This window comes from Acinetobacter piscicola (genome assembly GCF_002233755.1).
GTDB classification, from domain to species: Bacteria; Pseudomonadota; Gammaproteobacteria; order Pseudomonadales; family Moraxellaceae; genus Acinetobacter; species Acinetobacter piscicola.
This window is the reverse complement of sequence record NZ_NIFO01000004.1, coordinates 147,613-171,365: the sequence shown is the minus strand read 5'-3', so window position 1 is coordinate 171,365 and position 23,753 is coordinate 147,613. Positions and strand designations below refer to the sequence as shown.

At 38.4% G+C, this 23,753-nt stretch carries 14 protein-coding genes; 10 read left to right on the top strand and 4 right to left on the bottom strand.

The features are described from left to right. Positions 1-10 precede the first annotated feature (10 nt). Both CDA10_RS09190 and CDA10_RS09185 read right to left on the bottom strand, forming a co-directional pair. Positions 11-3,760 (bottom strand): UvrD-helicase domain-containing protein, encoded by a 3,750-nt coding sequence (locus tag CDA10_RS09190; protein WP_213062849.1) that lies wholly within the window; start codon positions 3,758-3,760, stop codon positions 11-13. A 44-nt stretch (positions 3,761-3,804) separates the two neighbouring features. Continuing rightward, on the bottom strand, positions 3,805-7,524 hold the full coding sequence (locus tag CDA10_RS09185) for an exodeoxyribonuclease V subunit gamma (RefSeq protein WP_089605325.1): 3,720 nt from the start codon (positions 7,522-7,524) through the stop codon (positions 3,805-3,807). 186 nt (positions 7,525-7,710) lie between these two features. On the opposite strand from CDA10_RS09185, the gene CDA10_RS09180 reads away from it, so the two are divergent. Further along, complete coding sequence (locus CDA10_RS09180) at positions 7,711-8,223, top strand: hypothetical protein (RefSeq protein WP_089605324.1); 513 nt, start codon at positions 7,711-7,713, stop codon at positions 8,221-8,223. 147 nt (positions 8,224-8,370) lie between these two features. Here CDA10_RS09180 and pap read toward each other — a convergent pair whose 3' ends face one another. Further along, entirely contained in the window at positions 8,371-9,789 is a 1,419-nt protein-coding gene (pap, locus tag CDA10_RS09175) for a polyphosphate:AMP phosphotransferase (protein ID WP_089605323.1), read from the bottom strand. A 202-nt stretch (positions 9,790-9,991) separates the two neighbouring features. Between pap and CDA10_RS09170 the strand changes: the two genes are divergently transcribed. The 7 genes from CDA10_RS09170 to hisIE all read left to right on the top strand — a co-directional run bounded on the left by CDA10_RS09170 (position 9,992) and on the right by hisIE (position 18,048). Next, the gene (locus tag CDA10_RS09170) at positions 9,992-10,696 is read left to right on the top strand and encodes a DUF8198 family protein (protein WP_089605322.1); all 705 of its coding nucleotides are present in this window, start codon (positions 9,992-9,994) and stop codon (positions 10,694-10,696) included. Between the two features lie 349 nt (positions 10,697-11,045). Continuing rightward, a complete protein-coding gene (gene ubiE / locus CDA10_RS09165; protein ID WP_089605321.1) occupies positions 11,046-11,990 on the top strand; it encodes a bifunctional demethylmenaquinone methyltransferase/2-methoxy-6-polyprenyl-1,4-benzoquinol methylase UbiE in 945 nt (314 codons plus the stop codon). Positions 11,991-12,019: 29 nt separating this feature from the next. Next, on the top strand, positions 12,020-12,688 hold the full coding sequence (locus CDA10_RS09160) for a ubiquinone biosynthesis accessory factor UbiJ (protein ID WP_089605320.1): 669 nt from the start codon (positions 12,020-12,022) through the stop codon (positions 12,686-12,688). Between the two features lie 4 nt (positions 12,689-12,692). Further along, complete coding sequence (locus CDA10_RS09155; protein ID WP_089605319.1) at positions 12,693-14,312, top strand: ABC1 kinase family protein; 1,620 nt, start codon at positions 12,693-12,695, stop codon at positions 14,310-14,312. Between the two features lie 176 nt (positions 14,313-14,488). Then, positions 14,489-15,571 (top strand): patatin-like phospholipase domain-containing protein, encoded by a 1,083-nt coding sequence (locus CDA10_RS09150; RefSeq protein WP_089605318.1) that lies wholly within the window; start codon positions 14,489-14,491, stop codon positions 15,569-15,571. A gap of 222 nt (positions 15,572-15,793) precedes the next feature. Beyond that, the gene (locus CDA10_RS09145; RefSeq protein WP_089605317.1) at positions 15,794-17,071 is read left to right on the top strand and encodes an FAD-dependent oxidoreductase; all 1,278 of its coding nucleotides are present in this window, start codon (positions 15,794-15,796) and stop codon (positions 17,069-17,071) included. Positions 17,072-17,262: 191 nt separating this feature from the next. Next, positions 17,263-18,048, top strand: a complete 786-nt coding sequence (hisIE, locus tag CDA10_RS09140) for a bifunctional phosphoribosyl-AMP cyclohydrolase/phosphoribosyl-ATP diphosphatase HisIE (RefSeq protein WP_089605316.1) — start codon at positions 17,263-17,265, stop codon at positions 18,046-18,048. Positions 18,049-18,295: 247 nt separating this feature from the next. Here hisIE and CDA10_RS09135 read toward each other — a convergent pair whose 3' ends face one another. Next, positions 18,296-20,296, bottom strand: a complete 2,001-nt coding sequence (locus CDA10_RS09135; RefSeq protein ID WP_089605315.1) for a PhoX family protein — start codon at positions 20,294-20,296, stop codon at positions 18,296-18,298. 261 nt (positions 20,297-20,557) lie between these two features. Here CDA10_RS09135 and CDA10_RS09130 point away from each other — a divergent pair, with 261 nt between their 5' ends. Both CDA10_RS09130 and CDA10_RS09125 read left to right on the top strand, forming a co-directional pair. After that, positions 20,558-22,051, top strand: coding sequence for a UvrD-helicase domain-containing protein (locus CDA10_RS09130; RefSeq protein ID WP_089605314.1), 1,494 nt, complete (start codon positions 20,558-20,560; stop codon positions 22,049-22,051). Between the two features lie 29 nt (positions 22,052-22,080). Then, complete coding sequence (locus CDA10_RS09125; RefSeq protein WP_089605313.1) at positions 22,081-23,451, top strand: AAA family ATPase; 1,371 nt, start codon at positions 22,081-22,083, stop codon at positions 23,449-23,451. Positions 23,452-23,753: the final 302 nt, after the last annotated feature.

Below are 23,753 nucleotides of genomic sequence, written 5' to 3'. Positions count from 1 at the left end.
ATAAAATCATTTATCCAGTGTTTTTAAGTATTTTATCCTCAGCAAAATATCCCAAAATAGCATCTAGTCTGAGAATAAACTCCGAACTTGGTCGCCAAAAGTGATAGCCTTGCTCAGCTTGTCCATTCATACCACGTAAATAAAGATAAGTCGCACCACCTAAATCACGCTCGATTTGATAATTTTCAAGTTGTACGGTCAAATAACGATGCAAAGCGACTAAATACAACGATGCTTGTAGCCAATAACTGGCATGTGACATGCTTTGCTGTATGGCTTGTGTCGTATAGTTTTGTTGATCTAAACCTAAGAAATTACTTTTATAATCGGCAATGTGATACTGCTGACCATCAAAAAACACCAAATCAATTGAACCATTTAAATAACGAGCTGCATTCGCTTCTTTAAAATCTGGCATATGAATATCATATTCATCAAAGAGTTGCTGAATCCGCTTGGTTGCCAATATCCGATCAGACAATGCTAAATAGAAAGGAAATTCTGATAAATACTCATGTCTTTCAAGCTGCCCTAATTGAAAATGATTCAAAATTGCTGTGCTTAATACATCCGCTAACCAGTCCGAAATCCATTGTAATAAAGTGTCTTCAACATGTTGATTGTCTGCGGAACTTTGTTGTGGAAAAGCCAGTTGATATTGCGCAATCAATTCAGACCATAATGATGAATAATCATTTTTAAAACGGCGATGTATTTCAAGTTGCCAATATTGTCGGTCTTTAAAATCCACATGTTCAAAAATTTCATGCAAGAAATTACCCGCCACTGTTCCTTTTGGAAAATTAGCTTTAATCCATGCGATGGGTTGTTGTAATATTTCATCTGCGATAGGTTGGGCAATAGGCTGTTGAATTTCATCTTCAGCACTTTCTACAACTTGTTCAGAAACAGCCAAAGCATCTTGAATTTGTTGACGTGTTAAATGCTGTGCCAAAGCACTAAAACTGGTTTTGCCGCGTGCGTAGAAACGCTGTTTCGGAAATGCTTCTGCAATAAAAGGAACGTGTATTTCAGTTTTTTTCGCTTCTAATCGTATCGGTCGTTCAATCAACAACGCTTCTTGCGCGCTACCTGCATGTTGAAATGCTGTGACAGGATGACCGCGCCAAAAAGCCAATCCTGTTGTCGATTTTCCAACATTGTCCTGCATCATGGCATAAACACGATAACTGGCACGGGTCAATGCCACGTACCATAAGCGATGATGCTCGGCCAATGCACGTTCATCGTGTTGCGCGATATCTTCTTTTTTAAGCGTATTCGCATCATTCACAGCAACCACACGTTGTACTTCAACTTTTCCAGTCGAAGAATTGAGTTGCTCCATGGTCGAAAAGTTCAGTGTTTTGTGCATTTCCTTAAAATCTTTGTCTGCACCCAATAAAAACACGAATTTAAATTCTAGTCCTTTGGATTGGTGAATGGTCATCAGCTGAACCCCTGCCTCATTGGACAGTTTACGCTCCATTTCCCACTCACGTTCCATTGGCATGGTCAGTTGTTTTAAATACCAATGATAAAGATTTTGAGCCCCTTGATATTGCTCACTGTGCTGGCTTAATAATTCGGTTAAATGACGTAAATTTACCACCACACGTTCATTGTCACGACTTTGCTTTTCAACCAGTTTTGTCCACACATGAAATTGCGTCAGTGCGTATTGCCAAGCGGTTAAAAACCCTTGATTCAACCACATCTCACGAATCTGATCGAACTGTTCTATATAATGACTTAAGCCATCTGCATGTTGTTCCAATTCAATCAATTGTGTCAGTTGGAAGCTCAATAATCGACTGAGCAAAGCACGTTTTATTTTAGCTTCATTATAAGGATGCATAATGGCTGCAAGTACAGCACCGACATCTTTGGCGATCTGACTTTCAAAAATACTTCTTTTCGAGGGGCGATTTGTACGAATACCTAAGAATTCTAAAGCCGATTGTGCTTTGTCTAAGCCATCATGGTTTTTAGACAAAATTGCAATATCATTTTCATCCAGTGCTCGATGATCTGATTTTTCTGCAAAATATAAATTGCCCTGAATACCTTGATTGAGTAAATCACGAATTTTCCAAGCTACTTGTTCTGCTTCTTTATTTTTATCTTCCAGTTGTAGCCATCGTAAAGGTTGCGGATTGATAGTATCGTGATCAATTAAATCAGGATGCGGTCTTGAACCAGCTTGAACTGGGGTATAAGCAACCTGCTCACCAAAATCTATTTGTCGTTGAAATAACGCATCAACCACCTCAACCAAGGGTTTTACTGAGCGATGGTTATAAATCAAATTGTACTCATGCCCTTCTTTACCAAAAACATCCTGATGTGCTTTTAAAAAAGTCAGCATGTCGCCACCACGGAAACCATAAATCGCTTGTTTACGGTCACCAACCATGATCATACAACCGTTTTTTACACGACTTGGATGACGCCAAATTTGCGCCAACATATCATCTTGATCTTGATTGGTATCTTGAAATTCATCGACCAGAATCAAAGGATAAGCAGCATGTACAAACGTCGCAAAGCGTTGCCCTTGCTCACCTTGTAGTGCTTCGGCAAGCGTTCGAAGCTGTTGGGAAAATGTCGTTTCACCCTTCTGCTGTAAAACTTGGGGTAAACGCTTTTTGACTTGTTGAGCAAGATAATATTTTAAAAATGTATCTGTTCCAGCCAATTGCGCTTCAAACTTTTCAATCTCTTGATAAATATTCAATAATTGTTGAATAATCTGATGCTGATAAAACGTCGTCTGTACATTTTCCGCAGCCGATTTCTTAAAAATCTGCTGTTCTCGCAATACTTTAACCAAGGTGGCTAAGTCAGATTTAGCGTCAGAGAGCATTTGGCTTAAATAATGTTTTGCGCCCGAGCGCTGCAATGTTTGGATAATCTGTGGCAGGCTTTTAACAAAAATACGATTAAAGCGTCCATTTCTAAACTTGGTGCCGTTAATCTGTTTGTAATGTTCACCATCCAATAAATAATAGGCTTCTAAAGACTGCAATTGCTCAAGAGGCAACTGTTGAAGCTGTTCTACAGCCTTCTGAAACTGCTCAAAATCAACAGTAGAAAATTGCGGTTCAACAAAGTTTGCCGAAGCAAAATTTAAACTCTGTTCAACGGTTGCGACATAGTAATCCACCCCATGCAATTCGCCTGCAAACATCAAACTATCAATGATTGGTTGAGGTTGTTTTTGAATCCATTCACGAAGTACATCATGAATCAATTGGTGGCTATAACTTTTCGCATCATCTGTAATTTCAGCACGTTCAATTTTGCCGCTTTCAAAAGCAAATTCACGTAATAGCTTTTGGCTAAAACTGTCTAAAGTCCCAACGAATAACTCATCTAACTGATCAATCACCAATTTTAAACGCTCGCAAGCGTAGCCTATACGTGAGGCAAATATTTCCAATGTCTTGGAAAATAATGGATCAGACTCTTGCTGTGCTTTGGCTAAAACCTCTTGTTCAGTGAATTCACGACAAGATTCAAAATAGTGATAGGTTTCTTGCAATCGTGACCGAATACGGCTTTTTAATTCAGCCGCAGCTTTGCGTGTAAATGTGGTCGCAATGACTTGTTTAGGTAGATACTTTTCTAAAAATATCCGTACCATTAAACTGGATAATGTATAGGTTTTTCCTGTTCCTGCTGAAGCTTCAATCCAGTGCAAACCTGTAAATTGCATGTCTGCAATTGGCTGAATGGATACTTTCTTTGCGGTTGGTATTGCCGATGTTTCAACAGTAGTTTGTGGAGAAATAGCGTTACTCATCATTCTTCCTCCACACATTGATGCTGATAAATCGGTTGATACAAATCATACGCAAATTGCTCACATGCATGCTTTAACAATGCTGTCGCATCCTGTTCTTGTAGAATAAATTGCCAATCTCGATGAAATCTGGTCGCCTCATTATCTTCAACAGAGAAAGAGCTAAAACGCGCACCTTCTGCATTCCATTCTTTGAATAGATCGCCCAAATTATCAATCACCATTTGCCCTGATTCATTTTCAAACCATTCAAGTGCTTTGTTTTTTTCAGCCAGCTTGAGTAACAATGCCGCAGGTAAAACCAAAGGTTGTGACTGCGCATAAGCATAGGCTTTAAACCATGCGAGTAAGTATGCTTTGGCCTGTTTAGAAGTGATCCCTGTACTGATCACGGTGACATCGCTAAACAAAGCAATACGTCGCAAATCTAAGGATTGAGCATCATCTAAATCTAAATAACTGAGCCACAATAAATACTCCAACCACACTTTTGTACGACGCTTGGCGCGCCCACTGGATGCATCTAAACTGACCCAATCATTGACAGTTTGCATAGGCACAGTGATGTTAATTACGAGCTGATCTTCAATGCGCCATTGACGTTGTGTGGTTCGGGTGACTTCTGCGGCATAGCGCTTTAAACGAGCATTCAAAGCCTCTTGTTCAGCCAAACTGATTTGCCAAGCACTGTGTTGAACTTTACCGATTGGTAATTGATCTTGTAGCTGATTTTGTAGTTGCTCAATATTATGAATGACCGATTGATCGGCTAGAATGTCTTTGCCTAAATCCTGCTTTTGTAAAAAGTCTCGAATCTGATAACGTGCTAAACCATCTAAAACTAAAGGTTCTATTTGTGTAGGAATGTCTTCCGCACTCAAATTTTCAACCCCTAAGGTTTTTAAATATAACCGCGCAGGGAATGTCACATCATGAATCCACTGCCCTGCATCTAAAACAGTGAGACTGTCTTGAGCAACAGGATATGCCGTATTTGCCCAAGCTTCTCTATGCGATAAGTTGTCGGCTTGACGGATTTGTTGCGCCACTTGATACCATTGGTCTTGGTAACGAATATTTTCTGCTGTTTCAAAACCACTTGGATCAAAGGGTTGTAAGCTATGAATGTGATATAACGACTGAATTTGTTCAGGAATTTCAATACCATTCTTTTCAATGATCGTATTTGTTTGCTCAGATGAGCTAGATTCAGATTGACTAATAAAAGCAATATGCTGAATCAATTCTTGCAACACACTAGATGGATCACGAACTTCACCATCACTCACATCAAAACCATTATAAAACAACCACAAGTTTTCTTGCGCTAACAGCAGAGCATCTAAAAATGCCCCTTGGTCATCTTCCAAACGTGAGCGATCACCCAATTGAGGTTTAAGAATTTCCATTAAATCAAAAGGTAAATGCGTACTTCGATTCGGAAATTTTCCACTATCTAAATTCATCACTACAATCAATTTATAAGGCAGTGGACGAATCAAACCAATTTGACTAAAGGTAATCTGACCTGTTGGTAAGGCCTGATCAATTTGACCTTCTAAAATATTTTGAATTTCAGTAAGTAAATACGGTAATGGTAAATGAATATTTTTAAGAATAGAGTTTTCTTGCTCGTCATAGAAACTGGCTAGCGTCAGCATACGTTCTTGTTTTTTGACAATTTCACGAACTGTTTTTAATGCCTCAACACCCGCTTGTTCAAATTCAAGAATATCTTGCATCAACATTTTCAACCATGTTTCAGCATCGGATTTTAGACCTGATTGCAGACCTAATTCATGCGCTGTCATCCAATGGCGGCGTTCTGCAAAATCTTGATAGATTGTAATTAATGTACTGATTAGTTCAAAATCACTAGGCAAAACTTGTGCATAACTGAGCGTATTTTCAAACATCGCATGTTCAGGTATCGCAACACCCAAAACCAAACGATCTAAAGCAAACTTAAAACTAAAACGGTAATCTTCATCGTCTGAACTTAAACCGCGTTGTAAATGTGCATCATCCAAACCACGCTTAAACCCTGCACTGATCAATAAAGCGATCATACGTTCAGTATTTTGAATATTTAGCGCATAACGTAATTGGGTTGCACTTAAATTCAACCAATCTGCAAAGTCTTCAATGGTAAAACGACCTTGCACCAATTCAATTCGCCCCAAAACAGCACGCCATGCATTGACTGCATCCAGTTGCGTCACCCCTGCAATTTTAACAGGCAGGTAAACACCTTCTTGATTGGGTACATGTGGAAATACACTACGAACCAGCGGCTCAATCTGTTTTAAATCAGGAACTAAAACCAGTACATCACTTGGGCGATGTGGATTTTCAACACTGCTTTGTGCTAACCAGTGCATCAATTGATCTTTCAATACTTCAAGTTGTCGAAGTGAGGAATGACAAACATGGATTTGGATTGAGTCATCCTGCTTTTCTAAGCGGTATGCATGTGCTTCTGGTTCAACCAAGTACAAAATATCGGACTGTAATTTGGACAATAAATGCGTCGGTTCTTCATCAACAAAAGCATCGACCCATTGCCCCTCTTCACCTGATGAAAGATTGGATAAAATGGAGAAATGGTCACGGGCTTGCTTACCAAAACGTGTTAATAGCGGATGGCGTGATTCACGAATTTCAGCATTAAAATTTAAAGTAAATTCATCAAAGAATTTTTGAATATCGTCATCGGTCGCTTTAGGATGTTTCGCAATAAAGCGCTCTTTGACTCTTAAATCATATTGCTTTTTCCAATTTGGATCGACACTGTCTGCCCAATATTCTTGTGATGGATTGTAATGTAAAATCACCACATCTAAATATTGCCCCAAACGTCTTAAAAATTGTAATTGGCTTGGTGGTAAATCTAACAAAGTAAAAATAATCAAGCGACTGGGTAATTTTTTTAATGCTTTGTGGCGGCGTTCAGGGTCATCCATCACTTGCCAAAAATCAGCATCAATACTTTGCATTTCTACAAAATCTTCATGAAAAGTATGTTGCCATAACCAACGTTGCCAACGTTCTAATTGCTGTGCCTGATTTAAAGTAAAAGCTGAAATTTGTTGATTGGTCTTAAAGAATTGTTGTTCTAAATCAAGCTCTCGACCTTGCCCCCATTGTCCTAACCAATTGCTTGGGCATGTGCATACTTCAGCATAATTCTGTTCACACCCCCGTAAACAATCCCCACGATATTGCATATAGTTATTGAACAACTTCGAGACTTGTTCAGACACCCAATACAGCATGTTTTGTTTTTTTAGCTGTTTGTCTAAACCATTTTCAAGCTGTGAAGCAGAATCATAAATACGCTGGATAATTGAATGAAGCGGGTGATCTTCTGCAACCGTATTTTCATCTGTTTCAATAAAGCTTTTTAAGGTCTGGTAAATTCGCCACTTCATAATCAAACGTGGAATATTGGCTTTACGGACTTTGTCCTTATCCTCTAAAACCTGTTGATAAGCAAACCATTGAAACCCACGAATACGCTGATGAAAAAAGCTATTGGCACTAATTCCTTGTTGTTCTGCAATTTTTTGTGTTAGCCATTCCTGAACCGCAGGACTTGGGACAATAAAATGTTGTGTTTGGAGCACAGCAAAAGGATTCTTCGAAGGCTTGACTGTATTTTGCAATAGACCTTGCACCAATACCTCAATGCTTTGACTTTGAATCACATGAATTGCCATAATCCCTCAACTGTTAATATTCAATGATTTGTATAAGTGCACAAAAACATAAACATTCGCCACTATACATCTGGATCATACTATGGCATTTTTAGAGCATTATTTGGAAATAACTTCACAATTTCAAGCTTAAAAGCAGCTTCGCCAGAAATATGATAAAAAGCTTGAATCAAAGGTAATTGTTTTATGAAAATTGATAAAATTCCAGACTCGATCGACCCAAATTTAAACCTAGAACAAATTCGAGAAGAGTGTTTAGAACTGGTAAAAAAACGTTCTTATGTATCGGCAGGTGCGGCAGTTGTTCCTGTGCCTTTCTTTGATGTGGTGATTGATGTTGGAATGTTGTCTTTTTTGATTCCAGAAATTAACACACGTTTTGGCTTAGCACCTGATCAAATTAGTGTTTATGACCCTGAAACTAAAAAAATCCATTGGAATGAATTGCGTAAACGTGGCTTTGAGTTTTCAGGCTTAGTGGTTGCACGAACTGCGGTAAAATCATCTCTAAATAATATTGCAGCTAAAGTCATTACTAAACAAGTGACTAAGTTTATTCCTTTAGGTGGCTCGATCATTGCTGCCAGCTTAGGCTATATTGTGATGAAAAAAGTTGCCGAAGCACATGTTGAAGATTGCTACAAACTTGCCAAGAGCATTCAGCAGAAACAACAAGCCAGTGTGGTGAAATCTGCTTGATTTACATACTTGAGGTTTTTTAATCCTCCATGAACTTTAAAATATAAATCCTCTCCCTCTTGCGCGTAATAACGCTCATCCTTTATAAAGGAGAGGGGACGTCCATTGTAAATTAATGTTCATCACAATTCGACTTACGCAAAAAGTCTAATCCGTTTTTAACTGTTTTAAAATCGCTTTTAAAACCTGAATACGTGCTGAATATTTATCATTGGTTGCAATAACATGCCATGGCGCATAAGCGGTATTGGTTCGTGCAAACATATCCGCAGCCGCATTCAAATAATCATCCCAATGCCCACGATTACGCCAATCATCAGGAGTGATTTTAAAACGTTTATGTGGTGTTTCCTCACGAGCTTTAAAACGAGCCTCTTGCTCATCTTTGCTAATTGCCAACCAGAATTTTATAATCACAGTTTGATTGTCTGTTAAATCCTTTTCATAGCGATTAATTTCATCATAAGCACGTTGCCATTCAATCGGCTTCGCAAACCCTTCAATTCGCTCAACTAAAACACGCCCATACCAAGTGCGATCAAAAATCGTAATTTCACCCTTATCTGTTAGCTTCGTCCAAAACCGCCATAAATAAGGACGACGTAACTCATATTTTTCAGGTGCAGCGATGGTATGGATTTCATACTCACGAGGATCAAGCTTTTTCACAATTCGCTTAATTGCACCGCCTTTACCTGCTGCATCCATCCCTTCAAAAGTAATCATCACATTACGTGAATCATTACGTAAGGCATCTGATACCTTCTGCGTCAATTTTTTTAATTCAGCTTGATAATCTTCTTTACTCATTTGTTCGGTTGACGGATTTAACAGCTGCTCTGGAACAGGTGCTTGTCGCCATTTGGTGCGGACGGTTGTTCTGTGTTTTGGCAATTGTTTTAAGGCATGCAAAATATATTGTGCAAATTGTTGATCACGAACAGTTTCATCCTCACAATCAATCACATACCAATCATCTGTAAATCGCTGACGAAGTTTTTGGACATTGTCATATTGTTTTTTATTACGCCAATCTAAACCGAATAATTTATGCCAGCGTTGTTGAGAGACATCCATATCATCCATACGTTTTTGTAAATTTTTCCAAGGTAAATCAAACCAAACCTTGATCACATCCACATTGTTATTTTTTAAATCTTGCTCATAAGAACGCATATTTTCGACATAGGCATCAAATAGCGTTTCATCCAAAGGGGTAGATACATGCAAAGCTGTGGCCAATAAATCACTGTACCAATTGCCAAAAAACACCTGAATTTGACCTTCGGCAGGAATAAAACGGGAATAGGGTTGCCAAAAAGTTTGCTTACTTTCAAATAAATGAGCTGGGTCAGCTTTAACCCGTAAATAACGAGGATCAACCCATTCACGCAGTTGTTTTACCGCTTCGCCTTTTCCTGCCATTTCAATGCCACTCACGAGAATAACCAAACTTTTTGCATTATTTTGATCTCGAGAATTTTTCAGAGCATACTGTGCTTCAATTAAATCTACTGATAATTCTTCTTCATCACGTACTGTAATTTGTAATTGTTGTTCTAACATAAGTTTCACATTCAAATGAGTTATTTCATTTGAGTATAACGACTTCATTCATTGAAATTTATATATTTTATGTATAGAAAATAAAAAATGATGGAATTAAAAATGCTGACTGACATTATTAATGCTTTCTTTTGATTCAATTGTCATAGAGATAGCGTTAAACTGCCTTTATGCTTTTAAAAAATGATATTTAGAGTTTTACATGTCTAAACTTGCAGCACTTGACCAACTTTTAGAACAATACCAACAACTCAGCTACCATACCGATCCGATTTTAAAAAAACGCTTACATGAAGCGCAAGATTGGTTGAAGATACGCATTCAAAACACCCACCATGAAATGTTTAATCAGCCTGAATATCAGTTGATGGCAAAATATTTTATAAATCGTTTATATGGTGGACCAGAATTTGATGATTTGGCTGTTCAAATCGAGCGTTTGTTAAAATATGCTCACAAAGCTGAAAAAATTATTCCTGAAAATGCAATTAAAACAGGACTTAAATCAGTTGGTTTGGCTGTATTGGCAATGCAGTTAGATGAAGAAGTTGCAGCCCAACTTCTCAAAGATTATCCTAAAAATCAAGCTATTGATAATGAAATGATGCGCTTAACGCTAATCAAACTCAATCAGGAGCAAGTACGTTATCAGCAATTACAGTTGTTAGATGATCTAGGTGCTGCCTTAGATAAATACATGCGTTCATTCATTATGCATACTGCTTTTAAAATGTGTAAAGGCACGGCAAATAAATATCACTTTGAATTGATGTATGACTTTATTGGTGAAGGCTTTGTGGCAATGAAACCAATGAAATCCGCAGAAAAATTCATCCACGAATTTACAGTGAAAGAAGGTGAAATTGTTGAAAAAGTTCATTCTGGACAACCGAATCCATTTGATTAATTTACTGTTAAATCAAAAACATAACCTTACTGAAAATATGACATGTGATGCATAACTTGAATACGTTAAAGTAATCATCACTTTGGTAATATTCAAGTTATTCATTTTTATATCTTTTCTTATGCAGAAATGATTTATTTTTCTGCATAAGCTGTTACTGTTGTTATTTGATTTTTAAATATATTTCAAATACTTAGAATAACTCATTGTGTTTATCTAACAATATTTTCAAACTCTTTCTGTATATTATTGATAACAATTGCATGATGAACACTGCAAAATTTTATAGAATCTGTCATTATGCATCGCAAGACGAAATTTCTAATTTTTGTGTTCAGGAGTGACTTAAATGTCGAGTGAAAACCAAAAGCCAACCCCACAAACAGAGTCGGCAACCAATACAGACAAAGTCAGTCCTTTTTTAACTGAACCATTACCGCAAGGCACTCCTCAAGGTCAGCAACAATCATTACAACAACAGACAGTCGATACCCCAGTTTCAGGTACTGTACCTAAATATAATTTGCCACGTGGCGCAAACACAGGAAATGTTGGAGCAACAACGCATTTCGGTTATCAAACGGTAAGTAGTGAAGATAAAGCGCAAAAAGTTGCGGAAGTTTTCCACTCTGTAGCAAGTAAATACGACATTATGAACGACTTAATGTCTTTTGGTATTCACCGTCTATGGAAACGCTTTGCAATCAATATGTCTGGCGTACGTCGTGGCCAGCGTGTACTTGATATCGCAGGTGGTACAGGCGACTTAGCGAAAGTTTTCAGTCGTGAAGTTGGCCCTACAGGTCATGTTGTGCTGTCTGATATCAATGAGTCGATGTTGAATGTCGGTCGTGATCGTTTGATCGATGCAGGTTGTACCAATGTTGATTTTGTTTTGGCCAATGCTGAAACTTTAGAGCCTTTTGAAGACAATAGTTTTGATCTTTTAACCATCAGCTTTGGTTTACGTAATGTGACCGATAAAGATGCAGCACTAGCTGCTATGTATCGTGTGCTTAAGCCAGGTGGCCGTTTGTTAATATTAGAATTTTCTAAACCTGTATTTGAACCATTCTCAAAATTATACGACTTGTATTCATTTACAGCACTTCCAATCATGGGCAAAATCATTGCCAATGATGCTGAAAGCTATAAATATTTGGCAGAATCTATCCGTATGCATCCTGATCAACGTACACTCAAAAGTATGATGGAAAATGCAGGTTTCCAGAATAGTGATTACCACAACCTGACTGGTGGTATTGTCGCAGTCCATCGTGGCTTTAAACTGTAATCATTCACAGTCAACGGATCAGATAAGCTATGTGGTCGATTCTGGCACTCGGTGCAGTTGAACGATTAATCAATCAATTCATAAACTTGGATGCGATTACTCGTATCCAATTAAATACATTGCAGTCTCAAATGTTGCGTGTCGTGATTGATGCGCCACAGCTTTCGGTCGATGTTTATTTTGATGAAAATAAAGTTCGCCTAGAAACCACAGTAACAGGTCATAGCGAAGTTCCTTCAATCTTTGAACAACGTCCTTTTGATAAAAATATTGCCATATCTGAAGCAACGGCAACGCTACATGTCAAGAATGTCGTTGAATTATTAAAGCTGTTATTGTCTGACGATGTGGGCAATGTTCCTTTGCAAGGTGATTATCACCTTCTACAGGATATTCAACAGATTATCCAACAAGCTGAACCTGATTTGGCATCTCATTTAAGCCCGTGGATCGGTCCTGCGCTTGCTCATGAAATTGCCAAAATTCAGCTTGCACCTAAGCATCTGAAACGTTCCTTGCAAAGTCATTTGTTTTTTGTTGAAGATTTCTTGAAAGAAGATAGTGGTTTATTTGCTCCTCGTTGGCAAATGGATGATCTTCAACACGATACTCGCCAGCTTAACCAAAATATTGACCGTCTAGAAGCCAAAATTCAACAGCTTCAAATGGCTTTCACTCCTACACAATTTGGTGATTGATTTTATGATTCCGCACATTACCCGTTTATTCGAACTTTGGCGCATCGCAGCGCACTATAGACTCGACACACTGGTTCCTGCGGATGAACTCCCAGAAAAAGCTAAACATGCTTTAGCTTTAATTCGCCTACATCCTGCTGCTTGGTCGAGTAAAGAACGTAAAAATCCACTGAAGCTTAAAGAAGCTTTAGAGGAAATGGGACCTTTAGCGATCAAACTGGGACAATTACTTTCAACTCGCCGCGATTTAATTCCACCTGAAATTTTACAACAATTGGTGTTATTACAAGATCGGGTGAAACCCTTTGATTTAAATGTCGCTAAAACGCGAATCGAAGAATCATTAAAAGCCAATATCAATACTTTATTTGCACGTTTTGACGACCAACCTTTAGCAGCAGCATCCATCGCTCAGGTTCATACAGCAGCCTTGTATGATGGTCGAGAAGTTGTAGTCAAAGTTACTCGTCCTGATATTCGTAGCCAAATTTTACAAGATTTTGAAATTTTGACATGGCTCGGTGCAAATCTTGAAAAACGTTTAGAAGCTGCCCGTGCTGTGCATTTATCTGAAATTATTCAAAACTATCGTCAAGTCATTTTAAATGAATTGGATTTGACCTTAGAAGCCGATAATACTCGTCGTATGCGCCATTATTTTACAGGCTCAAGCATGATGTATGTGCCTGAAGTCTATATGGACAGCAAAGATGTCATGGTTGCTGAACGAATTACTGGCGTTCCAATTTCAGATATTGAAACCTTTGAAAGACTTGGAATGGATCGTAAAGATCTTGCTGAAAAAGGTTTAACCATCTTTTTTACCCAAGTGTTTCGTGACAATTTTTTCCATGCAGATATGCATCCCGGAAATGTCTTTGTTGAAACACTAAATCCGGCGCGGCCTCGCTATATTGCACTAGACTGTGCAATTATGGGAGAATTGTCTAAGCAAGACCAAATGACTGTTGCCCGTATGTTACTTGCGGTCATGAACAGTGATTTCATGCAATTGATTCAAATTGTGCATCAAGCAGGATGGATTCCACCGGGAACCGATCAAGATGCTTTAGCGCGTGAAATGCGTCGCACTGTAGGCCCAATGGTCTCTAAACCAATGCATGAGTTGGACTTTGCAGGAATTCTGCTGCAAGTCATGGATATTGCTCGTCGCTTCCATTTAGAAATTCCGCCACAGTTGATGTTGCTACTTAAAACCCTCGTGCATGTTGAGGGTCTTGGTACAGACCTTTACCCAGAGCTGGACATTTGGAGTTTGGCAAAGCCAATCCTGACCGAATGGATCAAAGCGCAGATGAATCCACAGAAAAATCTAAAAGAATTAGGACAAAAAATTCCTGATTTACTTTTAGGTGCGCAGGATTTCCCAACGCTGATCGTAGACAGTTTAAATGGTCTAAAAAATCAGTCTGCTTGGCATGCCAAACAATTGCATGAATTACAAATGATGCGTTTGGAAGTTGAACATCAACAAAAACGAAGCTGGATTTTCGGCAGTATCATGGCGATTTTATTATCAATTGCTATTATTGCGCCGTGGTATGTGTCCATTGTACTTATTGTATTAGCAAGTATTTTAGCGCTTTGGCGGATTGCGAAGTAATAGAACACTTCAAACTCTAATTCAAAACAATATCGAATAAATAATCACAATAGCGACAGCAATGTCGCTATTTTTTTGTATAACAATGACTCCAAAGTCACCCACTGAAACCTCTAGCCATTGTCCAGTTCTCTACTCAACTTAAAATAAATCCATCAATTTGAGTGAATACAGTCATGACCCAAATTCTACAAAAACGCCCTTCTTCAATTAGCATACGAGCGGGCTCACTCGCCAAACAACTGATTGAAAAAGAGGGTTTTCATGCGCAGCAGGTAGATATGATTCCTGGTGCGGCAGGAGGTCCAAAAGGTATCGGGCTGACAGGGCTAGATCAAGCAATATTTGGCGAATTTCTCCCTCAAGCTAAACAACGTCGTTTCTTAATTGGCTCATCTGTTGGTGCATGGCGCTTTGCGGGGATTGTGGCACAAGGTGAAAAAATTGGACCTGAGAAACTGGCTGAACTGTATATCAATCTTCCTTTTCAGAAAGGCATGAAAACTGCTGAAATTGAAAAGATTTCTAGAGAAATGCTGGCTGGAATCCTCACCGATCAAACGCATAAACTGATGGATCATCCCGACTATCATTTGACGATCATTGCAGCAAAAGCTCAACATTTATTTCAGAGCGATCAAAAGCTTGCATTGTATGGGTCTTTACTTGGAATTATTGGTGGCAATGCAATTTCACGCGATCATTTAAATAAATTTATGCAACGTGTCATTTGCCAGCCTGCTGATTTTCCACAATTTAAAATTCAGGAAGATGCTTTTAAAACTCATTATGTCAACTTTAATCAGGACAATGTTACAGATTGGCTCATGGCCTCAGGCTCAATTCCGGGGGTAACTCCAGCAGTGAAAAATATTGCAAATGCACCTCAAGGCGCTTACCGTGATGGCGGCTTAATTGATTATCACATCGACCTCCCTTTTCAAAGTAAAGGCATTGTTTTATATCCACATTTTTCCGACAGCATTATCCCCGGCTGGTTCGATAAAATGTTTAAATCACGCAAAGCCAATCCTGAAAATCAAGCACGAACTTTACTCATTTCTCCATCGCAAAATTATTTAAACTCATTACCTTTAGGGCGTTTACCTGATCGTAAAGACTTCACACTGAAAGGTATGGACTCACAAAAAAGAATTCAATTGTGGAAACAATGTGTTGCGGAAAGTCAGCGTATGGGTGATGAGTTTTTAGAATTGGTTGAAAAGCAGAGTTTTGCTCAAGTTATTCAAACACTTTAATGTTTATCTACGACTCATTTGATGAATATCAGTTTTAGGGATAAATTTTTCTGAATTTATTCCTCAATTTTTATCAGTCGTTTTTAACCCTCTTTTAAAGCATGAACGGATTTATAAAATATATTTCCAAAATAGAATAAAATTTAGACTAGATATAACCTATGTGCTATTAATCACATTATCTGTTAAATTACGATTAAAATTTAAATACTTAGAATAATGATGAAATTACCCCACTTCGCCATCATTGGTGCAGGAACCGCAGGATTAGCAACTGCAATTTTACTGGCTCGACAGAATATTCAAGTCACTATTTTAGAGAAAGCTACAGAACTTGAACCTGTCGGAGCAGGACTTTTACTACAGCCCTCTGGTTTAGCTGTTTTTGAGCATCTAGGCCTTTTGGATGAAGTTTTAAGACTTGGCGCAAAAGTCACTGGACTCAAAGGTCAGTTACCAAGTGGAAATTTACTGGTCAATAGCCATTATCAACAAGCGCATCCTGATTTTTATGGTGTAGGTATTCATCGAGCAACTTTATGCCATGTTTTAGAAAATAAATGCCGTGAATATTCCGAACTCATTACGTGGTATATGAATACCGACATTCAAAAATTAGAAGAAACATCAAATCAAGTTCGAGTTTTGGGTACAAAAGATGGTGAATCATTTGATCAAGCTTTTGATGCTGTGATCATTGCCAATGGCGCACGCAGCCTTTTAAGACCCAAAGAATGGGTCAAGGTTGATCAAGCTTATCCTTGGGGAGCTAAATGGACGATTGTTCCTGAATGCCTTGAATTAGATACAGAAATTTTACATCAGTTTCATGACCGTTCTAAAATTATGATGGGAATCTTACCAACAGGTACAGTCCCGCATGAACCCAAGCAAAGACTATCGAGTGTGTTTTGGAGTCTTCCAAGCCATCAACTGAATAACTTTCTACACAATTCACAAGCTCACTCAGACTGGCTAAACGAAGTGTCTAAGCGTTGGAAACCTGCTGCGGATTGGTTAGAACAAGTCATCGCCAAACCTGAACAAAAACCACAATGGTTAACTGCAAATTATCGTGATGTCGTCATGTCTAAGTTTGGTGAGGGTCGTATTGGTGTGATTGGTGATGCAGCACATGCGATGAGCCCACAACTTGGGCAAGGTGCAAATATGGCCCTTTTGGATGCATGGGCTTTGGGGCAAGCTGTTCAAAGCGCAAGAAAAAATGAAAGGATTGATTATGTTCAACTCTGGCAAACTTACCATCAACACCGTAAAAGTTCGACTGCATTTTATCAATTTTTAAGTCGCTTACTCACACCGCTTTACCAGTCTGATCTTTGGTGGGCGGGCAGTTTACGTGATTTAAGCTTTGCTTGGATGTATCGAATCCCCTATTTCCGTAAAGAAATGGCGATCACCGTTTCTGGTTTAAAATCAGGCATGTTAAGCCAAATGAACTATCAAGATATTGCAAAACAAAGCAATAATCCTGTGTAGATTACGGCAACAAAATCATTGTAATCAGCTTTGGATTGATGGTTTAAAGATGAATTTCTAAAATGCATCAATTGAACCACTGCAAGATAACTGTAGAAAGTTTCTCCTCAATCCTGTTTAAATCACGTAAACTATAGCGCGCTACGTTAACATCGTAACACTCTCAATATTTACTCGCTTGGTGAAATCTTATGAACAATCTGCAATGGCTCGATGAAGTAAAATTTAACGAACAAGGACTTATTCCTGCTATTGCACAACATCATCAAACTGGACGTATTTTGATGGTGGCATGGATGAACCGTGAAGCACTACAACTCACTGCCGAAAAAAACCGTGGTGTTTATTTTTCTCGTTCACGTAATAAACTTTGGTTTAAAGGTGAAGAGTCGGGACATTTTCAAACTGTTTATGAAATTCGTTTGGACTGTGATGCAGATGTTATCGTATTACAAATTGAACAACAGGGTGGAATTGCATGCCATACAGGTCGTGAATCTTGCTTCTATCGCAAACTTACGCCAAATGGTTGGGAAATTGTCGATGCACAATTAAAAGATCCTTCTGCTATTTATGCAGAAAAATCATCAACAAACCCACATACCATTGCCATGAATGCTTCAAATACTCAAGCTGAACAAGTTGAAGTACTCGATTATTTGGGCAAGATGATGGCTGAACGTAAGTCAGCAGATGCCGATTCTTCTTATGTGGCAAAGCTTTACCAAAAAGGTTTAAATAAAATCTTAGAAAAAATTGGTGAAGAAAGTGTTGAAACCATCATCGCTGCTAAAGATTTCAATATAGAAGCCCATGCAGATAACAAAAATGATTTAATTTATGAAGTTGCTGATTTGTGGTTCCATACCATTGTCATGCTTGGTTATTTCGACTTAGACATTCAATTGGTTTTAAATGAACTGGCACGTCGCCAAGGTCTTTCAGGCTTAGTTGAAAAAGCCAATCGTAGTCACTAAACACTTAGAAATCTTCCTCTTGCGAAGCCATACTCCTCACCTTTGAAAAAGGAAAGTGTTTCAAGAATATAAAATAATTTTATATTCTGGGTAGTTACCCCTCTTTCCCTTGCGCCATATATGGCTCAGGGTTAGAGGGAGAGTCTTAAATATCAGGAAGATATCCTTAAATAATTGAATATTCCTCTCAGCTTAAGTCATATGTGGTCAAGCTGAGAGAAAAGATTTATATTTCTCTTAAAACAAATTAAACAAGCTTCTTCTCTACAGAAGGTGCAATCGGATCAGCCGTTAAATACCCTACTGCTGCTGCATAACGATCTTTATAATTGGCACGGATCAATGGGTCTAAAGTTGCTTGAACTTTACTGTGCAATGAACCCCAATCCCCCGGATGCTGGAAATTACTCATAATATAGGTCCAACCATTGATTGAATCGACCGCATGTAAACCGGTAGATTCAGCACCTGCTGGGCAAGAAAGAATTCGATCTAACTTTTTAGTATCAACATTATAAGCCCATAAATAGTTATTCACGTGGTTACCACTGTCTTCACCAATGAATAAGGTACGGAAAGTTTCAGAGAATTTTAGATTATCCGCACTGGCAATCGTGTTCGGATTCGCCGTATTACCAATACCGAGTGGATCTGTTGCAGCATCGATATCTTGACCAATCAACAGCATATGGGATTGATAAGGTACCCAATCGCTGATAATTGGACTACCTGATTTATCACTTTTAGAACCTGCTAAATCATGTGCAACAATACCACCTGCTGAAATTTTCTTAGCAAATGTCACATTATTGGTCTCTGTCCAAGCCGCATTACCTTTAACCATCGAATCTTGAATATTGGCTAAAGCAGAATAAGCTACTTTGTCTTTGGCATTGACCGTTGTGCCTTCCATCTTGGTAAACGCCATACTGCCACCCATCAAAGCAGCATAACGATGGGTTTCCAAGAAAGCGGCTGCTTTTTCCATACCTGCTTTGACTTTGACCCACATCGTTTTCTTTTGCAGAATGATTTTAGTGAAACTGGCATCTTGTGGGTCTTTGTCCAAACTTTCCATAATATCAGTCGGTTGAATATTTTTAACATTCACCAAATCTTCAATTTCTTGACTGGTCGCATGACCTAATTTAATCCATTGAATTTGTGCCGTTGATGTTTCATTCAATTCATTTAAATACTTGGCAACATACAGTGTTCCAGCAGATAAATCTTTTTCTTTATCCGCAACAAACATGAACAGTCCACCATTGGTATAGTCATCACCCATTAAAGCTGTGCGGTTATCAGGCATGACTTGAATCAATTCATGTGAAATACGACCTAAGCAATAATGCTTTTTCGCAGAACCTGTACCATCTTTGTTCACTGTGATTTCAGGTAAATGTCCATAGTTATATGGTTTTGCAGACGTTTCATCACCATAGACATTTTTACTGTAGGCTTTCATGGTCGCCATATCAGTCCCTAAGCCCTGACCAAAAGCATCAGGTTCATATTCTTCACTTGAAAGATGTGTTCCCCACGGTGATAAGCTTGCGCCACAGGTAATCCATAAACCATGTGCTTTAGACATATCGACATTGTGATATTTCACTAAAGTTAAATGCCCCGTTTTTGGGTCTTGATCTAGCGAAATCACGGCAATTGGCGACGGCAATCTGCCATACATATCACTGCCTGCTAAATCACGAGTCGTATATTCAAATTGCACAACTGCAAATACAGGATTGCCTTTCACGCCTTCAACTTTGGCATCTTTCACGGTTAATAATGACGTACCATCTGGGCAATCTGAAAAAAATTGACGTTCTTTGCCTGCTACAGATTTGTCCATAATCGGTTTATTATTAATATCATAATAACCACCCGCTAAAATCTTCCCGCCCTTTCCATCACTCACCAAATCACCTGTTTGAAAAAAGGTTTTATAAGCAAGTTTATATTCAGTCTTGGTATTATCATCCCAAGTTACAGCTAAACCTGAAGCAACAGTAGTGGTTGCCATCGCTGCTGCATTTGCCAATGTTGGCGCATCCATTGGAGTAAATGTCGCTGATTTTAATTTAGCTGCATTTACAGGTGGTTTCACTACCGTTTCGTTATTATTGTCATCATTACATCCCGCAAGCGTTGCCGAAGTTGCCATTACCCCAAGCGGAAGAAAAGGTACGCTGGCTAACCATTTTAGAATTTCACGGCGTGTGTGTTGGTTGGCTGAATTTGTCATCTAGTATTTCCAATTTAATTTTAGAATTTTTCCTCGCCTGATTTTAGAAATACAGCATGACAGTTCGATTTCACTTTTAAGTCAATTTAAAGACAAAAACTTAAAAAATTCATATTGTGATAAAAATTATCGGGATAAGCCCTAGATAATTCTCATATAGATGTTTCAAACCGTATCACGCTAGATTTACCCCTTGTATTGAGCAAATTTTGCTATACTCCAAGCTGTATTAAATTTTAACTTATAAGATTTCATAACCCTGTGCCTTATTCCTTTACCCCAACGACAGAACAAAGTTTTGCAATTGCAGAAGCAAAAAAGGGACAATCCTTTAAAGTGATTGCCTATGCTGGCACAGGTAAAACTACAACTTTACAATTGATTAGCGATGCAATGCCGAATCGGCGCGGGATGTATTTGGCTTTTAATAAAGCCATCGCAAGCGAAGCACAAAATAAATTTCACAACAATGTCGACTGTCGAACCTTTCACTCATTGGCGTTTAGAAGCGTGCCGCGTGGCGTGACCGATAAATTACGCTTACCCCGTTTAAGTCCAAGTTTTATTGCTAAAGAATATCGCCTAGAACCCATCACATTGCGAAGACTGATGGGCGGTCGCTATGAAAAATATATCTTGATGCCGAGTCGTTTAGCCAGTTTAGTAGCCAATGCCGTCAGTTATTATTGTTCAACCAGTTCGCAATATCCTGCACCGCGTCATATACAAGCGCCAAGTTGGTTACATCCTGACGATGTAGAATCTTTACAAAAGCATCTTTATCCTGCGGTCGAAAAGCGTTGGCTAGAATCGATTGATCCAAACCATCAAGCAGGCATTGGACATGATATTTACTTAAAATTATGGGCATTATCAGACCCGTATATTCCTGCGGATTATGTTTTATTTGATGAAGCGCAAGATGCAGATCCTTTGATGCTCGGTATTTTGCTTCGTCAACGTAGCACTCAAGTCATCTATGTCGGTGACGCGCATCAACAGATTTACGCATGGCGTGGTGCAGTCAATGCCATGCAAAAAATGCCTTTACCTGAGTCACGTTTAACCACATCTTTCCGTTTTGGCGATGCCATTGCAGATGTTGCCAATCACTTACTTGGCGCTTTAGATGAAACCGTGCCGTTATTGGGCAATCCGGATATGAAATCTAGCGTGGTCAATAAACCACATACCAAAATGCGCGACGCAATTTTGTGTCGTACCAATGCACGAGCGATGGAACTCTTACTTTCAGGTTTAGTACAGGGCGATAAAGTCAGTTTACAAGCCGATCACGTCAAATTAAATCGTTTTGTCGATGCAGCAAGCCTACTCAAACAAGGTAAACGTGTCACAGATGTACCTGAATTGGCTTGGTTTAATTCTTGGCATGATGTGCATGAATATTGCGAAACCAATGATGGTAGTGATATCAAACCCTTAGTCAAGTTAGTCGATGATCACGGTACTGAACCGCTCAAAAAAGCACTTGCTAAAATTACCCCAATAGAGCAAGCTGATTATGTCATCTCTACTGCACACAAAGCCAAAGGTTTAGAATGGAATCGTGTGCATATCGAAGATGATTACCAATTTAAGATCAATGGTCTTGAGCATAAAATCAGTGATGAAGAATTAAGACTTTTATATGTTGCTTGTACACGAGCAAAAGTCAGTTTAAATATTCATCATATTTATGATTTAGTACAACAACTTAAACAAAAAGTGCCATTCAAAAATAAAGCGACTGCATAACACTGTAGTTTTTTCTTTACAGGTGTCCTATGAAACTACAAGCCATTCATTTTCGACATGTTTATCATTTTGCCGATTTAAAAATAAATTTTAACCATTCAAGTAAACCCATCACGATCATTGTCGGTGACCAAGCTTCGGGTAAAACAGCCATTATTAAAAATATTTACCAAGCTTTAACATGGTTTCCTGCACGTTATAAAGACCTACGCACGCCAGGTGTGGTCATGCTTGATCAAGATATTATGATTGATCGAGTGCAAGCAAAAATTGATGTAAACGTACGTATTCCAACAGAATTTGGCGCATTACCTGAAGGTGATGGAGCGACTGAAACAGATACACAGAGTTGTCGTTGGCAACTGTTTAAAACATTAAATGCCAATGGTGTCGGGATCAGTAAAGTTGAACTAGAACAATTAGAGCAAACCGTGACTTTGTATAATCAAGTCATTAAAAAAGACCCTGTCCAAGGTCTTCCATTACTTGCTTACTACCCTGCCGAACGCTTTGTCAATGAAGTGAACATTCTCAGTAAAAACAATCCTCTTGTTCTACAGCAGTACAATGCTTATGAATTGGTGAGTATTCCATACACTACGTTTGCACGTTTTTTTGAATGGTTTAGAGAAATCAGTGATATTGAAAATGCACAAACGGCGCAACTTTTTCAAAATATTCTTAGACATAAAGATACATCGAACAAATCGACTCAAGACTTTCAAAATACATTATTTCAAGCCCGTTCACAGTTACATGCGCCAAGCTTACAAGCTTTAAAAACTGCACTCAAAACAGTGATTCCAGAAATAACGGATATCTTTTTAGAATATCAACCTAAGCTACAGTTGATGGTTAGCTATAAAAATCAAACCATCTCTTATCAACAACTGTCGAATACTGTGAAAAATTGGATTGGTTTAGTCGGTGATTTAGTCCGCCGCCTATGTTTATTGAATCCACTCAGCCTATACCCATGTTTAGAAGGCGATGGTGTGCTGCTGATTGATCAAATTGATGTGGATTTAGATCAATATTCTCTTCAAGTCATCTTAGATCGTTTGCATCAAGCTTTTCCACTAATACAAATCATTGCCACAGGCAGTCATGAAGAATTACTCGAACAAGCAGATGAATATCAATGCTTCCATTTGAAAAATAAGCAATTACATGAAATTCAAGCTAATTCTGCGTGGCAAGAATATCAACATATTTATGAAAATTTACTCAAAGAAGCATCGCAACATTCAGAACAAGAATTACTTGAGCCCAACGCGGACACATTGAATGCTCAGCAACTCTATTTACAGTTTCAGGCTTTAACCGAAGAACAACAAGTTGAATTAAAACGATTAATTCAACAAGGCGATGACTTATCCTCACATAAATCATTACTTTAAACATGGTTCTTGCAAGTTTCAGCCCATACAGCAGCTATTTTAAAAGTGATGTGATATTTCTCAGCAAGTGATTATCCTGCTGAGATATCCAGCTTTTCTGGATTAGAATAAAAAATATTCAATAGGCAATTTCATCGTATAGAAATCATTTTCAAACACTATAAAAGTATGATGAAGCGTATAATTTGGCTTGTTTGCGCAAAAATTGACAAAATAATTTGATGTTATTCCGATCATGTAATAAGATGAAAAAATTGATTTAGATTCGATTTTATCAATCTAAATTGATCTTCTAATCGTTT

What these genes read in the sequence shown, in the direction of transcription:
- CDA10_RS09185 (WP_089605325.1), bottom strand. Translation starts at nt 7,524, where the DNA reads ATGGCAATTCATGTGATTCAAAGTCAAAGCATTGAGGTATTGGTGCAA.
- CDA10_RS09180 (WP_089605324.1), top strand. Translation starts at nt 7,711, where the DNA reads ATGAAAATTGATAAAATTCCAGACTCGATCGACCCAAATTTAAACCTA.
- pap (WP_089605323.1), bottom strand. Translation starts at nt 9,789, where the DNA reads ATGTTAGAACAACAATTACAAATTACAGTACGTGATGAAGAAGAATTA.
- CDA10_RS09170 (WP_089605322.1), top strand. Translation starts at nt 9,992, where the DNA reads ATGTCTAAACTTGCAGCACTTGACCAACTTTTAGAACAATACCAACAA.
- ubiE (WP_089605321.1), top strand. Translation starts at nt 11,046, where the DNA reads ATGTCGAGTGAAAACCAAAAGCCAACCCCACAAACAGAGTCGGCAACC.
- CDA10_RS09160 (WP_089605320.1), top strand. Translation starts at nt 12,020, where the DNA reads ATGTGGTCGATTCTGGCACTCGGTGCAGTTGAACGATTAATCAATCAA.
- CDA10_RS09155 (WP_089605319.1), top strand. Translation starts at nt 12,693, where the DNA reads ATGATTCCGCACATTACCCGTTTATTCGAACTTTGGCGCATCGCAGCG.
- CDA10_RS09150 (WP_089605318.1), top strand. Translation starts at nt 14,489, where the DNA reads ATGACCCAAATTCTACAAAAACGCCCTTCTTCAATTAGCATACGAGCG.
- CDA10_RS09145 (WP_089605317.1), top strand. Translation starts at nt 15,794, where the DNA reads ATGAAATTACCCCACTTCGCCATCATTGGTGCAGGAACCGCAGGATTA.
- hisIE (WP_089605316.1), top strand. Translation starts at nt 17,263, where the DNA reads ATGAACAATCTGCAATGGCTCGATGAAGTAAAATTTAACGAACAAGGA.
- CDA10_RS09135 (WP_089605315.1), bottom strand. Translation starts at nt 20,296, where the DNA reads ATGACAAATTCAGCCAACCAACACACACGCCGTGAAATTCTAAAATGG.
- CDA10_RS09125 (WP_089605313.1), top strand. Translation starts at nt 22,081, where the DNA reads ATGAAACTACAAGCCATTCATTTTCGACATGTTTATCATTTTGCCGAT.